Annotated in this window: 14 protein-coding genes; 8 read left to right on the forward strand and 6 right to left on the reverse strand. The window is 71.0% G+C overall.

The genetic code is table 11. The features are described 5' to 3' along the window. Positions 1–89: 89 nt before the first annotated feature. Complete coding sequence (locus ACFWYM_RS27125; protein WP_384842524.1) at positions 90–3,578, reverse strand: molybdopterin-dependent oxidoreductase; 3,489 nt, start codon at positions 3,576–3,578, stop codon at positions 90–92. A 208-nt stretch (positions 3,579–3,786) separates the two neighbouring features. Here ACFWYM_RS27125 and ACFWYM_RS27130 point away from each other — a divergent pair, with 208 nt between their 5' ends. Continuing rightward, on the forward strand, positions 3,787–5,007 hold the full coding sequence (locus ACFWYM_RS27130) for a M20 family metallopeptidase (RefSeq protein ID WP_384842527.1): 1,221 nt from the start codon (positions 3,787–3,789) through the stop codon (positions 5,005–5,007). Positions 5,008–5,365: 358 nt separating this feature from the next. Next, entirely contained in the window at positions 5,366–6,337 is a 972-nt protein-coding gene (locus tag ACFWYM_RS27135) for a helix-turn-helix domain-containing protein (RefSeq protein WP_384842530.1), read from the forward strand. A gap of 87 nt (positions 6,338–6,424) precedes the next feature. On the opposite strand, the gene sodN is transcribed toward ACFWYM_RS27135, so the two are convergent. After that, complete coding sequence (sodN, locus tag ACFWYM_RS27140) at positions 6,425–6,820, reverse strand: superoxide dismutase, Ni (RefSeq protein WP_384842533.1); 396 nt, start codon at positions 6,818–6,820, stop codon at positions 6,425–6,427. A gap of 164 nt (positions 6,821–6,984) precedes the next feature. On the opposite strand from sodN, the gene sodX reads away from it, so the two are divergent. Further along, positions 6,985–7,449 (forward strand): nickel-type superoxide dismutase maturation protease, encoded by a 465-nt coding sequence (gene sodX / locus ACFWYM_RS27145; RefSeq protein WP_384842536.1) that lies wholly within the window; start codon positions 6,985–6,987, stop codon positions 7,447–7,449. Here the strand turns inward: sodX and ACFWYM_RS27150 are convergent. Further along, positions 7,353–7,982 carry a CGNR zinc finger domain-containing protein gene (locus tag ACFWYM_RS27150; RefSeq protein WP_384842539.1) on the reverse strand — a complete coding sequence of 210 codons (630 nt, stop codon included), beginning with the start codon at positions 7,980–7,982 and terminating at the stop codon, positions 7,353–7,355. The two genes, sodX and ACFWYM_RS27150, sit on opposite strands and share 97 nt — an antisense overlap. Positions 7,983–8,073: 91 nt before the next feature. Between ACFWYM_RS27150 and ACFWYM_RS27155 the strand changes: the two genes are divergently transcribed. Continuing rightward, the gene (locus ACFWYM_RS27155) at positions 8,074–8,856 is read left to right on the forward strand and encodes a class I SAM-dependent methyltransferase (protein ID WP_384842542.1); all 783 of its coding nucleotides are present in this window, start codon (positions 8,074–8,076) and stop codon (positions 8,854–8,856) included. Between the two features lie 78 nt (positions 8,857–8,934). On the opposite strand, the gene ACFWYM_RS27160 is transcribed toward ACFWYM_RS27155, so the two are convergent. From ACFWYM_RS27160 to ACFWYM_RS27170, 3 genes are read right to left on the reverse strand one after another with little or no spacing between them, the layout of a single operon-like run. Then, complete coding sequence (locus ACFWYM_RS27160) at positions 8,935–9,741, reverse strand: amino acid ABC transporter ATP-binding protein (protein WP_384842545.1); 807 nt, start codon at positions 9,739–9,741, stop codon at positions 8,935–8,937. Beyond that, positions 9,741–10,736, reverse strand: coding sequence for an amino acid ABC transporter permease (locus ACFWYM_RS27165; protein WP_384842548.1), 996 nt, complete (start codon positions 10,734–10,736; stop codon positions 9,741–9,743). The genes ACFWYM_RS27160 and ACFWYM_RS27165 overlap by 1 nt, the downstream gene beginning before the upstream one ends. A 43-nt stretch (positions 10,737–10,779) precedes the next feature. Beyond that, the gene (locus ACFWYM_RS27170; protein WP_384842551.1) at positions 10,780–11,751 is read right to left on the reverse strand and encodes an ABC transporter substrate-binding protein; all 972 of its coding nucleotides are present in this window, start codon (positions 11,749–11,751) and stop codon (positions 10,780–10,782) included. A gap of 649 nt (positions 11,752–12,400) precedes the next feature. Here ACFWYM_RS27170 and ACFWYM_RS27175 point away from each other — a divergent pair. The 4 genes from ACFWYM_RS27175 (at position 12,401) to ACFWYM_RS27190 (ending at position 15,603) form a co-directional block, all read left to right on the forward strand. Then, positions 12,401–13,615: an NADP-dependent malic enzyme gene (locus ACFWYM_RS27175; protein ID WP_384842554.1), complete on the forward strand. Its 1,215-nt coding sequence runs from the start codon at positions 12,401–12,403 to the stop codon at positions 13,613–13,615. 132 nt (positions 13,616–13,747) lie between these two features. Then, positions 13,748–14,710, forward strand: a complete 963-nt coding sequence (locus tag ACFWYM_RS27180; protein WP_384842557.1) for a zinc-binding dehydrogenase — start codon at positions 13,748–13,750, stop codon at positions 14,708–14,710. 99 nt (positions 14,711–14,809) lie between these two features. Next, positions 14,810–15,019 (forward strand): helix-turn-helix domain-containing protein, encoded by a 210-nt coding sequence (locus tag ACFWYM_RS27185; protein ID WP_384842560.1) that lies wholly within the window; start codon positions 14,810–14,812, stop codon positions 15,017–15,019. Beyond that, positions 15,019–15,603: a Clp protease N-terminal domain-containing protein gene (locus tag ACFWYM_RS27190; protein ID WP_384842563.1), complete on the forward strand. Its 585-nt coding sequence runs from the start codon at positions 15,019–15,021 to the stop codon at positions 15,601–15,603. Before ACFWYM_RS27185 ends, ACFWYM_RS27190 begins: the two co-directional genes overlap by 1 nt. Positions 15,604–15,898: the final 295 nt, after the last annotated feature.

Here is a 15,898-nt window from a genome sequence, read left to right on the forward strand (position 1 = left end):
CGGTGAATGAGTCGCCCGAACTTATCAGGGCCGGTCATCACCGTAGGAACTTCGCCACTGTGAGAAAACGGACGGGGGGCCGAGGGAACTCAGGCGTCGATCACCACATCCGACACCGGCACCGACTGGCACGTGAGGGCCGCCCCGTCCGGCAGGTCCTCCGACGGCGTCACCAGATGGGCGACCTCGCCCCCCAGCACCCCGCACGCGCAGCTCTCGCACTGGCCGACCCGGCAGCCGCTGGACATCCGCACGCCCGCGCGCTCGCCGAGGGCCAGCAGGCTCCCGGAGTCCTTGGTCCACGTCACCTCGCGGCCCGAGCGGGCGAAGCGCACCGTGAACTCCGCGCCGTCCGGCAGCTCCACCTCGCGGCGCGCGGCCCGGAACTTCTCGCTGAAGATCTCGAAGCGCGGCACACCCCGGGCGCGCAGCCCCTCGGTGAGTGCTTCGAGCATCGGCTCGGGCCCGCACAGGTAGAAGCGGGCGCGGCGGGCGATCAGGTCCGGGGCGACGGCGTCGACGGTGATGCGGCCCGTGCGGTCGTAGTCACGGCCGCACACGTCCTCCGCGCCGGGGTCCGAGTAGTGGTCGACGATCCGCAACGCCCGTATCCGGCCCTGGAGTTCCCGCAGCCGGTCCCGGAACGGATGGTCGGCGGAGCCCGCCGTGCCGTAGTGCAGCACGACCTCGGGGACGGTGCCGCCGGTCGCGGCGAGCGTCTCCAGATAGCTCATGAAGGGCGTGATGCCGATGCCGCCCGCGAGCAGCACCACGGGGGTGTCGGTGTCCGTGGGGATGCTGAACACCCCGCCGGGCTGCGCGAGTCGCAGCCGGTCGCCCGGCTTCAGCTCCTCATGGACGTACGAGGAGAAGGCGCCGTCGGGGAGGCGGCGCACGGCGACTTCGTACGCGGTGCGGCCGCCGTCGACGGCGGGGCCGGTCAGCGAGTAACTCCGGCCTTCGGCGAGGGTGTTGGCGGACCCTTCTGCGGGGGAGCCGGGGGAGCCGGGGGACCCCTCCATGCCCTCGGCCCGTACCGTCACGTGCTGTCCCGGCCGGTAGTCCGGCAGCGGCCCGCCGTCCACCGGCTCCAGGCGCAGTGTGCGCACGCCCCGGGCCTGGTCCGCGACGGCGGCCACCGTGAAGGGCCGGGTGCCGCTCCACGAGCCGTCGTCCGGCGCCGGGCGCAGCTCGCACACGGCGGACCGCAGCGGCGCCGAACCGCTCAGCGGATCGGTCGTCTCGTGCCCGACCAGCAGGTTGAAGTTGCTGCCGAGGCCGCTGACCGGGTCCGCGCCGGGCAGGCCCAGGTCGGGGGCGTCCTGCCACCAGCCGTACTCGCCGACCACCACCGACGGGTGCAGCGAGTCGTCGAAGCGGGCCCGCAGGCGGATGGAGCCGCGCGGCGTCGACACGTCCACCCACTGCCCCTCGCGGATGCCGCGCGCGGCCGCTGTCTCCGGGTGCAGGTCCACTGACGGGTCGGGGGAGCGGCGCCGCAGCGAGGCCAGGGCGCGCTGCTGGCTGTGCACGAAGTAGCCGTGCTTGGCGCAGGTGAGGACGAGCGGGTGCGCGGGGTCGGGGGCGGTGGGGTCGCGGTGCTCGGGCACGGCCGGGTAGCCGTGCTCCAGGAGCCGCTCCGAGTAGAACTCCACGCGCCGGGTGGGGGTGTTGAAGCCGGTGACGCCGGTCATGCCCGTGGCACCGGAGCCGCCGCTGTCGTCCGCCGTGGGCCGCGCGTACTTCTCGTACGCCTCCGGCCGGGGCACCCGCACCCCGCCCGGGCGCCCGCGCAGCTCCTCGGCGGTCAGGCCGAGCGGCTCCAGCTGCCAGTCCCAGGCGGCCTCGACGTCCCCGCCGAAGAACAGCTCGCCCATGCCGAGGCGGCAGGCCAGATCGAAGACGAACTCGGTGTCGGAGCGCGACGCGCCCTGCGGCGCGACGACCCGGGGCCGCAGCTGCACCTGCTCCTGCGCCCGGTGGCTCACCTCGAACCCGAAGCGCAGCGCCTCCCGTTCGTAGGCGCTGTTCACCGGGAGCACGATGTCGGCGCTGGTGCTGGTCGGGTTGTGGAACAGGTCGAGGTGCACCTGGAAGTCCAGGGCGCGCAGGGCCCGCGCGGTCCGCTCCGAACCCGGCTGCGCCACCACGAGGTTGGACCCGAAGGCGATCAACGCCCGTACGGGATAGGGCTGGTGCTCCTCGATGGCGCGGCACAGGTCGCCCGCGTTGATGTACCCGGAGGCTTGCGGGCCCAGCGGGTGCCGGTCCAGGCCGAGGGCCTTGGCGCGCTGCTCCGGCGCGAACTGGCCGGGGTGCGAGGCGGGCCTGAAGGGCGGCGGGGCCACCACGTGGTTGCCGCCGCGCCGGTCGAAGGACCCCGTCAGGGCGTACAGGGTGGCGAGGGCCCGCTCGGTCTGCGCGGCGTTGGTGCTCTGCCCGACGCCGGTCCAGCCGTAGTAGGTCACCGACCGCGCCCGGCCGATCTCCCCGGCGAGCGCCCGGATCTCCTGCTCCGGGATCCAGGTGGTGCGCGCCACCCGCTCCACCGGCCACTCGGCGCAGGCGTCCACGTACGACTGGAAGGCGGGCACGCAGGCGACGGCGCCGCCGTCCGCGAGGGGCACCTGCCGCGTCCCGCGCAGCGCGAACCGCTCCGGGCGCACCGCTGCGGCACGCGTGTCGTACGCGGCGGCCGCCCCCGCCTCCTCGTCCCATACGGTGAACTCGCCGCCGGACAGTCCGAGTTCACCGGCGCGCAGGAACCGTCCGCTGTCGGCGCGCACCAGCAGCGGCGCGTTGGTCCACGCCCGCACGAAGTCCTCGTCGTACGCCTCGTCCTCGATCAGCAGCCGGGCCAGGCCGAGGGCGAGCGCGGCGTCCGTGCCGGGCCGGACCCGCAGCCAGTGGTCGGCCTGGAGCGCGCTGGTGGAGCGGCGCGGGTCGACGACGGCCAGCTTCATGCCGCGCGCCTGCGCCGCCGAGACGGCGGCGGACTGGGCCAGCCACGTCTTGGCGGGGTTGAAGCCCCAGAGCAGGGCGAGGTCGGCGTGCGCGTAGTCGGGCGGCGGGATCGGGCAGCCGAAGGTGAAGGCGTGCGCGACGTCCTTGTGCCAGTTGCAGATCTCGGCGCTGTAGACGGTGTTGGGGCTGCCGAAGTGCCGGACGAACCGCTCGATCCACTCGGTGGCGTCCGACACCGAGGTCCCGCTCGGCGTCGCCACCCCGAAGGCCACGGCCTCCGGCCCGCTCTCCTCGGCGATCCGCCCGATCCGCCCGGCGATCTCCGTCATCGCCTCGTCCCAGGTGATCGGCTCCCAGCCGGGGTCCGGGTCGGACTTGGGGCGGGTCCGGCGCAGGGGCGTGGTGAGGCGCCGGGTGCTGTGCGCGAGCTCCGCCGCGGACCGGCCCTTGGGGCACATCGCGGAGCCCGTGGGGTGCTCCGGGTCGGGCCGTACGCCGGTGATCCGGCCGCCCTCGACGGTGAACACGGCGCCGCAGCGGGACTTGCAGAGGGTGCAGAACCCTCGTATCTCCTCGGCGGCGGCCGACTTCTCGCGGGCCTCTTCGACGGGCACGGGGACCTCCGGACGCGTGCGGCGGCGTTGCAGCTGTCCCTGTCCATGGGACCACCTCCATGGGACACCCGGATGATCGATCATTCGAGCCGCCGAAGGTACCTTTCGACGGGCCGAAGGCCCTGTATCGGCCACGGAGGCGTCAGGGCTCCGACAGATACGGGACATGTCCAGAAGCGGCAGCCGATGCCCATGGGAAGCTCTGGCCATGACAGCCGGGGCCCCGCAGGATCAACTGGACGAACTGCTCGCACACGCCCGCACGATCCTGCCCGACGTGACCGACCTCCGCCGCCGCCTGCACCGCCACCCCGAGCTGGGCCTGCATCTGCCCCGCACCCAGGAGGCCGTGTGCGCGGCCCTGGCGGACATCGGCCTGACCCCGGTGCGGGGCAAGGCGCTCAGCTCGGTGACCGCCACGATCGACGGCGCCGCCCCCGGGCCGACCGTGCTGCTGCGCGCCGACATGGACGCCCTGCCCCAACAGGAGGAAACCGGGCTCGAGTTCGCGTCCGAGGTGCCCGGCCGTATGCACGCCTGCGGCCACGACATGCACACCTCGATGCTGGTCGGCGCGGCCCGGCTCCTCGCCGCGCGCACCGAGCGGCTCGCGGGCCGGGTGGTCCTCATGTTCCAGCCCGCCGAGGAGTCGGACGGCGGCGCGCTGCACATGATCGAGGAGGGGGTCCTGACGCCGCCCGGCGGCGACCCGGTGGCGGCGGCGTTCGCCCTGCACGTCACCACGCGCTACCCGTCCGGCACGGTCCACCTCCGGCCCGGCCCCACCTTCGCCGCCTCCGACACGCTGCACCTCACGGTGCACGGGGCCGGCGGCCACGCCTCCACGCCGCACCTCGCGCTCGACCCGATACCCGTGGCCTGCGAGATCGTCCAGGCCCTGCAGACGATGATCACCCGCACCGTGAACGTCTTCGACCCGGCCGTCCTGACCGTCGCCCGCATCGACGCGGGCACGACGACCAACATCATTCCCGAGACGGCCCGCATCGACGGCACGCTGCGCACCCTGTCCCCGGAGGCCCGGGCCGCGGTCCTGGACTCGCTCCGCCGGGTCGTCCACAACGTGGCGGCCGCCCACGGCGCCACCGCCACCGTCGAACTCAGCGAGGGCTATCCGCCCGTCGTCAACGACACGGACTTCGCCGCCGCCACCACCCGCTGGGCGACCGCCGCGCTCGGCACGGAGCGCGTGCACCGCCTCGCGGAGCCCTTCATGGGCGCGGAGGACTTCAGCTACGTCCTCGAACACGTCCCCGGCACCATGGCCTTCCTCGGCACCAGGCCCCCCGGCCAGCCCCCGGAGAACGCCCCCGACTTCCACTCCAACCGTGTCGTCTTCGACGAGCCCGCGATGGCCACGGGCACCGCGCTGTACGCGGCGGTGGCATGCGGCCACCTGGCGCGCTGAGGTCCGCCGGAGTCCGCCCCGGCGACTGGCCCCCCACGGTTTCGTTTTCCGGCCTGACGGGGGCGGGCGCCGCGGTTCGGGTTTCGTTTCCGGGCTAGGTGATGCGGGGCCCGGCCACCATGATGGAGGGGAAGCCGATGGCCGCCATCGCGTGCTGTCCGCGACGGCGGCCCCCATGCGCGAGGGCACCGCGGCTCGACTCCCCTTCCTGCCGCGCATCCCTTGCGCGATGGTGTCCTCACCGGGACCGGGGCGCGCGGGAGTTGGCCCCGGGCTGGCACAGGCCGGGAGGACGCAGGTCCAAGCCGCTGCCGTCAGCGCCGCGGCTTGGACCGCCCGCAGCAGGGGGCGGATGGCGATGGATTCGCAGGTGTTCGACAGTGACGACATAGAGCTGACAGAGGACTTCCTCTGCCGGGCGTATGCCCGCATGCGGGTCAGCAGCAGCACCCCGCACCACAGCCGGACCCACTTCCGCCGTGCGTCGATGCCGCTGGTCAGCGTCGACGAGCTCGATCTGGGCTTCGAGATGAGCTACGCGGTGACCCCGCTGGGCAAGTTCTGCCTGTGCCTGGTGCACGAGGGAACCATCCAGGACCACACCTTCCAGGGCGTACGGGACTCCTTCGGCCCGGGCGACATGGTGCTCCTCGCGCCCCCGGACCTCCCCTACGCGGGGCGGATCTGCAGGACCCGCTACAACATCACCCTGCTGGACCCCGCCCTGCTCGACCAGGTCGCCGCCGGGGCTGACCCGTCCCGCGGACCGGTACGGCTGACCGGGCACCGGCCGCACTCACCGGGCGCCGCCCGCCAGCTGACGCACACCGTCCTCTACGTGCGCGACCACATCCTGGCCGACCCGGAGACCGCCCGCGAGCCGCTGCTCGCCGCGGCCGCCGGCCGGCTCCTCGCCGCGAGCGTCCTCGCCGCGTTCCCGAACACCGCACGCGTCGAGCCGACGGCCCAGGACCGCAACGACGCCCACCCGGCCACCCTCAGGCGGGCCATCGCCTACATCGACGACCACGCCGACCAGCCGCTGTCCGTCGCCGAGATCGCCGCCGCCGCCCATGTGACCATCCGCGCCCTGCAGTACGCGTTCCGCCGGCATCTGGACACCACGCCCCTGGCCTATCTGCGCAGGGTGCGCCTCGCCCTCGCGCACCAGGACCTGCGCACGGCGCACGGCAGCGGTGCCACGATCGAGCGCATCGCCGCACGCTGGGGCTTCCCGCACCCGGGCCGCTTCGCCGCCGCCTACCGCAGGGCCTACGGGGCCGCTCCCTCCGTCACCCTGCACAACAAAACCGCACCCGGACCGGCATGAACGCCGTGCTCGGCGAACTGCGGACCGGGTGCGGTGAGACAGGCGACGTGCCCCGCCAGGCAGCGGGGCAGACGGCCTGGGCACAGATCAGGCCTTCTTGGTCTCCCAGAAGATCTTGTCGATCTGGGCGATGTAGTCCAGCGCCTTCTGGCCCGTGGCCGGGTCCGTCGAGCCCTTCGCGGCCGAGAGGGCCTTCAGGGCGTCGTTGACCAGCTGGTGCAGCTCCGGGTACTTCTCGAAGTGCGGGGGCTTGAAGTAGTCGCTCCACAGCACCGAGACGTGGTGCTTGGCGAGCTCGGCGCGCTGCTCCTTGATGACCGTGGCACGCGCCTGGAAGTGCGGGTCGTCGTTGCCGGCCATCTTTTCCTGGACGGCCTTCACCGACTCCGCCTCGATGCGGGCCTGGGCCGGGTCGTACACGCCGCAGGGCAGGTCGCAGTGTGCGCTGGCCTTCACCTTGGGGGCAAACAGGCGGGAGAGCATTGAGCTGTCCTTCCTCGTGATCGTCTTCTCAGGTGGGACATTACTCCGTGAGAGACGGGTTTTCGCGGGTGCCCCCATGGGCTTAGGACAAAAGTCCAGGGCCACACTGGGACTGGTGGAGGATGGAACCGGAGGCCGGACAGGAGTGAGCGGGAGGTTGTCTGATGCCTGAGACCGCGGGGGTTGACGGGCGCGAGGCGCGGGTGCCGTTCCAACTCATCGAGGTGGACGGGCCGTCGATGGTGCCGACGCTGTACCCGGGCGACTGGATGCTGGTGCAGCACGGGGCCCGGGTGCGGCCGGGGGACGTGGTGATCCTGCGTCATCCGCTGCAGCAGGACCTGCTGGTGGTGAAACGTGCCGTCGAGCGGCGCGAGGGCGGCTGGTGGGTGCTCGGGGACAACCCGTACAACACGGGCGGCGACAGCAATGTCTACGGAGTCGTCCCCGAGGAGCTCGTACTGGCGCGGGTGCGGGGCCGGTTCAGGCCACTGACGCGCGTACGGCAGGAGCGGGAGGCGGCGGGCCGGAGTCAGCTGTCGCTCGGCGCGCTGGCCTCCTGGGCCGTGTCCGCGGTGCGGCCGGTGCTCGCCGACCGCTCCGTCTCCAAGCGCTTGCGGGCGCGGTAGGCGGCGACGTTGGCACGGGTCGCGCAGCGGTCCGAGCAGTAGCGGCGGGAACGGTTCGTCGAGGTGTCGAGGTAGGCGTTGCGGCACGGCGCTGCCTCGCACAGCCCGAGCCGCTCCACCCCGTGCTCCGTCAGGTGGAAGGCGAGACCCATCGCGGCGATGGCCGCGAACCCCGCGGTCGCGTTCGACGAGTGGTCCGCGAGGTGCATGTGCCACAGCGGCCGCCCCTCGTCGTCCCGGTTGTCGTGCCCCGAGATCTGCGGACTGACGGGGAACTCCATCAGCAGCGAGTTCAGCAGGTCCACGGCGAGCGTCTCGTCGCCGCCGTCGGCAGCTTCGAAGACGGCCCGCAGCCGCCCCCGCACGGAGCGGAAGCGCGACAGATCGGACTCGGTGGCCCGGCGCGCCATCTGCGTATGCGGCCCGAACAGCTCCCGGATCACCTCGACCGACGTCAGCGCATCCTTGCTGCGGCCCGGCTCCTCGGTGTTGACCAGGCGCACCGCGTAGTCCGAGTAATAGGCCAGTTCCACTTGTAGTCCTTACGGGGTCGGGCTAGGGTCAGCTCATCGGCACGTAATGGTCGATCTCAGTACCAGGGTATTACGGAGTGGAGTGTTCCTGATGGCGCACACAGCGACCGACGACGCGACCAACCCGGCGGGCACCGACTGGCGCGCCTGGCAGGACAGCTGGGACCGCCAGCAGCAGTGGTACCTGCCGGACCGCGAGGAGCGGTTCCGGATCATGCTCGACATGGTCGAGGCACTGGTCGGCACCGAGCCCCGCGTGCTGGATCTCGCGTGCGGTACGGGGAGTATTACGGACCGGCTCCTCCAGAGGTTCCCGAACGCCACCAGCACGGGCGTCGACCTCGACCCGGCGCTCCTCACCATCGCCGAGGGCACGTTCGCGGGCGACGACCGCGTCACGTTCGTGACCGCGGACCTCAAGAACCCTTCCTGGACAGCCGAGTTGCCGCATGCCACATACGACGCGGTCCTCACGGCGACGGCCCTGCACTGGCTGCCCAGCGGGCCCTTGGCCACCCTCTACGGCCAGATCGCCGAACTGGTCCGCGACGGCGGCGTGTTCATGAACGCCGACCACATGCCCGACCCCGCCACCGCGCGCATCAACGCGGCCGAGAGCGCGCTGCGCCGCGCCCGCATGGACCGCGCGAAGGCGGAGGGCGTCCTGGACTGGAAGGAGTGGTGGCAGCTCGCGGCCGCCGACCCGGTCCTCGCCGGGCCGACCGCCCGCCGCTTCGAGATCTACGGGGACCACGCGGACGGGGACATGCCGTCGCTGGAGTGGCACGCGCGGACGCTGCGGGAGGTGGGGTTCGGGGAGGCTCGGGGGGTCTGGGGGTCGCCGGCTGATGCGGTGGTGCTCGGGCTGAAGTGAGGCCACCTGTAAGGGAGAAGAGCGAAGGGGCGGTACGGGTGTCCGTACCGCCCCTTCGCTCATGCCACCCGCGTACCGCTACAGCACCTTCGACAGGAACGACTTCGTCCGGTCGTGCTGCGGGTTCGTCAGGACGTCGCGCGGGTGGCCCGACTCGACCACCACGCCCTCGTCCATGAAGACGAGGCTGTCGCCGACCTCGCGGGCGAAGCCCATCTCGTGGGTGACGACGACCATCGTCATGCCGGACTCCGCCAAGTCCCGCATGACGTCCAGGACATCGCCCACCAGCTCCGGGTCGAGCGCCGACGTCGGCTCGTCGAAGAGCATCAGCTTCGGGTCCATCGCCAGCGCACGGGCGATCGCCACGCGCTGCTGCTGGCCGCCGGAGAGCTGCGCCGGGTAGTTGGCCGCCTTGTCGGCGAGGCCGACGCGGTCGAGCAGCTGCTGGGCGCGGGCCCTCGCGGTGGCCTTCGTCTCGCCCTTGACCTGGACGGGCGCCTCCATGACGTTCTCGAGCGCCGTCATGTGCGGGAAGAGGTTGAAGCGCTGGAAGACCATGCCGATGTCCCGGCGCTTCAGGGCGACTTCGCTGTCCTTGAGCTCGTAGAGCTTCGTGACGGGCGGCGCCGTCTCGCCCTTCTTGTTCTTCTTCGGCTTGCTCGTCTTCTGGCGGTAGCCGACCAGCTCCCCGTCCACGTACAGACGACCGGCGTTGATCTTCTCCAGGTGGTTGATGCACCGCAGGAAGGTCGACTTGCCGGAGCCGGACGGGCCGATGAGGCAGAACACCTCGCCCTGGGCGACCTCCAGGTCGATGCCCTTCAACACCTCTACGCTGCCGAAGGACTTGTGGACGCCCTCGGCCTTCACCATCGCGTTCATCAGCCCATGCCTCCACGGTTGGACCCGCCGAGCAGGTTCACCTTGATCCTCTGCAGCGGGGTCATCGGCAGCGACCGCAGCGAGCCCCGCGCGAACCTGCGCTCCAGGTAGTACTGGAAGACGCTGAACACGCTCGTCATGACCAGGTACCAGATCGACGCGACGAAGAGCATCTCCATCACGGCGTACGAGGTGGAGCCGATCACCGTCGTCGAGCGCAGCAGCTCGTTGTACGTCACCGCGTACACCAGCGCCGAGGTCTTCAGCATGTTGATGAACTCGTTGCCGGTCGGCGGGACGATCACCCGCATCGCCTGCGGGATCACGATGCGGCGCAGCGTCTTCGCGTGGCTCATGCCGAGCGCGTGCGACGCCTCGGTCTGTCCCTCGTCGACGGCGAGCAGGCCCGCGCGGCAGATCTCCGCCATGTACGCCGCCTCGTTCAGGCCGAGGCCGAGCAGCGCGCACATGAACGGGGTCATCACGTCCGTCATCTCGTCCTTGTAGATCGGACCGAGGTTCAGGACGGGGAAGATCAGCGCGAGGTTGAACCAGAGCAGCAGCTGGACGTAGACCGGCGTACCGCGGAAGAACCAGATGTAGAGCCAGGCGACCGTGGACGTCACCGGGTTCTTCGAGAGCCGCATCACGGCCAGGATGATGCCGAGCACCACGCCCATGACCATGGCGAGCACGCTGATCAGCAGCGTCCGTCCGGCGCCCTTGACCACCGAGTCGGTGAAGAGCTGGTCGGAGACGGTGTGCCACTGGATGTCGCCCTGCGAGAAGGCGTATCCGAGCACGATCAGGATCGCGAGGACCAGCGTGCCGCTGACCCAGCGGCCGTAGTGGCGGACCGGGATCGCCTTGATGGCGACCGGTGCGGCGGCCTCCTTGGAGACGGACACCGAGGTGCCGGGGGCCTTGGCGGCCCCGGAGTCGGCGGGCGGAGTGTCCTCCGGCTCCTTCGGCTCCTTGCTCAACTTGTCAGTCATCGTGACTGCCCTTTCAGTGGTACGACGTCAGTGAACCGGCAGGTCACTTGCCGCTGTTGATGGCCGCGGCGTCGATCGCGCCGGTCTCGGCGCCCCACTTCTTCAGGACCTTCTCGTACGACTTGTCCTTGATGATCGCGTCGACGGCCTCCTTGAGGGCGTCGCGCAGCTTCGTGTTCTTCTTGTCGACGGCGATGCCGAAGGGCCCGGCGTCGTACTGCTCGCCGACGATCTCGAAGGTCTTGCCGCCGCCCGCCTTGCGGGTCAGGTCGAGCGCCACCGGGTAGTCGTTGACGCCGGCCACCGCGCCGCCCGAGCGCACCCGGGTCTGGGCCTCGGTGTCGTCCTCGAAGGACTGGATGTCGATGCTCTTCTTGCCGCCGTCCTCGCACTTCTTGGACTGCGTCTGCAGCGCCTTCTCGTACGTGGTGCCCTGCTGGACGGCCGCGCCCTTGCCGCACAGGTCCTCGATGGACTTGACGCCCTCGGGGTTGCCCTTCTTCACGTACACGGCGGTGCCCGCGATGAAGTAGTCGACGAAGTCGACGCCCTCGCCGAGCTTCTTGCCCTTGTCGTTGAGGCCCTCCTGGCGGGCCTTGGTGTCCGTGATGGAGGACATCGCGGCGTCGTAGCGGCCCGCGTTCACGCCGGTCACGAGGGTGTCGAACTTGGTCGAGGTGAACTTGACCTTGACCCCGAGCTTCTTGCCGATCTCGGCGGCGAGGTCCGGGTCCACGCCGATGATCTCGCCGTTCTCCTGCGACTCCATGGGGGCGTACTCGGCGTTGGTGCCGATGTGCAGCTCGCCCTTCTTCTGGATCTTCGCCGGGAGCTTGTCGAAGAGGGGGGCGCTGTTGTTCTTGCTGCCGCCCCCGTCGTCGTTGCCGCCCTCGGTCTGGTCGCCGCAGCCGGTCAGCAGGAGGGAGCCCGCGACCACGACCGCGCCGACCACGGCTATCCGGGACTTCGCGGACTTCGCAGCCGTCGTACAGGGAGTGAAGCGTGCGGTCGTCATGGTGGGGTCCTCCGGCGGATGAAGGGGGAGTTGCCGTGCGGCCGGGCACACACCTTCGGGTGTCGCGACCTCGTGTGATGAGGCATCTTGCCATTCGGACTGCCCGATTATGGGTGCCAGAGATGTCAAAATCGGATAACGGGGTGTGCGCGAGGTCGAGGGGCCCGGCAGTGCACGGGTGGGACGGACCGGAGTGAACCGCCACTAACCGGACGGCATGCCCCGTATCTCGCCATGTGGACCGTTCCGGGGGCTTCGGCGGACGGATGCCGGACAGATGCCGGGCGGATGCCGGGCGGGTGCGGGACTTTGGCCCGGTGTTCGAGTGCGCGAATTTGAGGTCCTTGGCCCCGCCCCGGGTGATGCGGTCCGCCGCGGTGGCCCCGCGTCCCCGGCCGGGGTCCGGGCCGGAAGTCCGTCTTCCCGTCGTGCCGGGGCGGAGTGAGGCCAATGCCACTCGCCCCCGCCTACCGCCTTCAGGTAGAAAGGTTCGTTACACCCCTCATCCGGGGCCCAGGGCGCGTGTGCGGCGCGCCCGCGTGTTCGTACCTCCCTCCGCCGACAGGCGGAGAACGGACGCGGTGCCCGCCCCACTTCTCAACACGGAAGTGGTCACCCTCGACGAATAAGACTTAAGGGGTCAGAAAAAGTGGCAGCGGAGATCGTCAATCCTCGCAGCGACAGCAGTACGGATCACGAAGGCGCCGAAGAGCCCTTCGATCCGGCCTTCGCGCTGCACCGTGGCGGCAAGATGGCCGTGCAGGCCACCGTGCCCGTCCGCGACAAGGACGACTTGTCCCTCGCGTACACGCCCGGCGTCGCGAAAGTGTGCAGCGCGATCGCCGAGCAGCCCGAGCTCGTCAACGACTACACCTGGAAGTCGAACGTGGTCGCCGTCGTCACCGACGGCACGGCCGTGCTCGGCCTCGGCGACATCGGGCCGGAAGCCTCGCTCCCCGTCATGGAGGGCAAGGCCATTCTGTTCAAGCAGTTCGGTGGCGTGGACGCGGTGCCGGTCGCGCTCGCGACCAAGGACACCGACGAGATCATCGAGACCGTCGTGCGGCTCGCGCCGTCGTTCGGGGGTGTCAATCTCGAAGACATCTCCGCTCCGCGCTGCTTCGAGATCGAGCAGCGGCTCAAGGAGCTCCTCGACATCCCGGTCTTCCACGACGACCAGCACGGCACGGCGATCGTGACGCTCGCCGCCCTGCGGAACGCCGCGAAGCTGACCGGGCGCACGCTCGGTGACCTGCGCGCGGTCATCTCGGGCGCGGGCGCGGCCGGTGTGGCCATCGCCAAGTTCCTGCTCGAGGCGGGCATCGGCGACGTCTCCGTCGCCGACCGCAAGGGCATCGTCAGCAAGGACCGGGACGACCTCACGCCGGTCAAGCGGGAGCTCGCCGAGATCACCAACAAGGCGGGGCTCAGCGGTTCGCTGGAGTCCGCGCTCGCCGGTGCCGACGTCTTCATCGGCGTCTCCGGCGGTACGGTGCCGGAGCCGGCCGTCGCCTCGATGGCGCCCGACGCGTTCGTGTTCGCCATGGCCAACCCGAACCCCGAGGTGCACCCCGACATCGCGCACAAGTACGCGAAGGTCGTCGCCACGGGGCGTTCGGACTACCCGAACCAGATCAACAACGTGCTGGCCTTCCCCGGGATCTTCGCGGGCGCGCTGCAGGTGCGGGCCTCGCAGATCACCGAGGGCATGAAGATCGCGGCTGCTGATGCACTCGCGGGTGTCGTGGGTGACCAGCTCTCCGCGGAGTACGTGATTCCGTCGCCGTTCGACGAGCGGGTCGCCCCTGCGGTGACCGCGGCTGTGGCTGCTGCGGCTCGGGCTGAGGGTGTTGCTCGGCGCTGAGGTCTGCTCGCGCTGTTTTGAAGGTCCCGCCCGTTGTGGCGGGGCCTTCTTTTTCTCCCAGGGCGGTGAGCGGTGCGTGTCACAGCGGGACACTGTTCCGTACGAGGTGGGCGCCCGCCTATCGTCGGCGCCATGTTCGCTGCCTATGCCGCCCGTATCGACCGTGACCAGCCGCTCAGTGGCCTCGAGTTGGGGGAGCGGCCCGCTCCCGAGGCCCGGTCCGGCTGGAGCACCGTGACGGTGCGCGCCGCCTCCCTCAACCACCATGACCTGTGGTCCCTGCGCGGGGTCGGGCTCGCCGAGGACAAGCTGCCGATGATCCTCGGGTGCGATGCCGCCGGGGTCGACGAGGACGGGAACGAGGTCGTGCTCCACTCCGTCATCGGGCAGACCGGGTACGGCGTCGGGCCGGGGGAGGGGCGGTCCATCCTCACGGAGAAGTACCAGGGGACCTTCGCCGAGCAGGTCGCCGTCCCCACCTGGAACGTGCTGCCCAAGCCCAAGGAGCTGTCCTTCGCCGAGGCCGCCTGTCTGCCCACGGCGTGGCTGACCGCCTACCGCATGCTCTTCACCAACGCCGGTGTGCGGCCCGGGGATTCGGTCCTCGTGCAGGGCGCGGGCGGTGGCGTGGCGACGGCTGCGATCGTGCTGGCCAAGGCCGCCGGACTGCGCGTCTTCGCCACCAGCCGCGACGAGGCCAAGCGCAAGCGCGCCCTCGAACTGGGCGCCGTCGAAGCCGTCGAGCCGGGCGCGCGGCTGCCGCAGCGGGTCGACGCCGTCATCGAGACCGTGGGCGCCGCGACATGGTCGCACTCGATCAAGTCCCTGCGGCCTGGTGGGACGCTGGTCATCTCGGGCGCGACGAGCGGCGACCGGCCCTCGCACGCGGAGCTCACCCGGATCTTCTTCCTGGAGCTGCGCGTCGTCGGCTCCACGATGGGGTCCAAGGACGAGTTGGAGGACCTGCTGTCGTTCTGTGCGGCCACCGGTGTGCGGCCCGTCATCGACGAGACGCTGCCGCTGGACCGGGCGCGTGAGGGATTTGAACGGCTCGCTGCGGGTGATCAGTTCGGGAAGATCGTGCTCACGGTCTGAGTCTCCGGGAAGGGGCCGGTGCGGTTACCGGCCCCTTTTTCGCGACCCTCGTGTCAACCTTGGTTGACATCGCTCTCATGTCAACGTAAGTTGACATGCATGACCGAAGCAACAGATCTCGCCGAGCGCGCGGGCGATCGCGACCCACGCGTCGGGTTGCGGGCCGTCGCCGCGCTGCGGCGGCTCGTGGAGCGTCTTGAGGCCGTGCAGGTGCGCAGTGCGCGCCAGCAGGGCTGGTCGTGGCAGGAAGTCGCCACGGAACTCGGAGTGAGCAGGCAGGCCGTGCACAAGAAGTACGGGAGGCAGTGATGTTCGAGCGGTTCACGAAGGACGCCCGCGCCGTGGTGACGGGTGCGGTCGAGGCCGCGGAGGGGGTGGGTGCCGATGCCATCGACGACACCCATGTGCTCCTCGCGCTGCTCGACCGCGAGGCCAGTCGGGCCTCGTTCGCCCTGGCCGCGCTCGGGGCGGGGGAGCGGCGGGCGGAGATCGCGGCGGCGCTGGCCGAGGCGCGGCGGCGTGGTGGGCTCTCGCAGGCCGATGCGGATGCCCTGGCCGGGCTCGGCATCGATGTGGAGGAGGTGGTGTCCCGGGTGGAACATGCGCATGGGGAAGGGGCGTTGGCGGGTGGCGGGGCTGGTGCCGGGGCTGGGGCTCGGCGGGGGAAGCCGGGGCTGTTGAGCCTCGCGGCCTGGACCGGGCATCGGTCCTTCACCCGGGAGTCCAAGGACACGCTGGAGCGGGCGCTGCGCATCGCCACGGCGCGGCGGGACCGGCAGATCGGTGACGAGCACATCCTGCTTGCCCTGACGACCCGGCCGGGTGTGGTGGCGGAGGTGCTCGCCGATCATGGGGTGACGCATGAGGGCGTGGAGCGGGTGTTGTACGGGTAGGGCGCGCGGGCTTCGCTGCCGCGTGGTGCGGGCTTCGCTGCCGTGTGGTGCGGGCTTCGCTGCCGTGTGGTGCGGGTTGCGACTGGGGGCGGGGTGGGGACGCGGCGGTATGTCCGTCCTCGAAAAGCCGGGGGCGCCGGACGAGTTCACGAGTACTGGGGTGGGTGGGGTGCTGTACTGCGGGCGGACATACCGCCGCGTCCCCACCCCTTGCGTCGTCGCCCGGCTGCGGGCCCGTAGCCGCGTCCCCACCCCTTGCGCCGTCGCTCGTCTGCGGGCCGCTTCCCCCTTTCGG

Source organism: Streptomyces sp. NPDC059009, assembly GCF_042740175.1.
Lineage (GTDB): Bacteria > Actinomycetota > Actinomycetes > Streptomycetales > Streptomycetaceae > Streptomyces.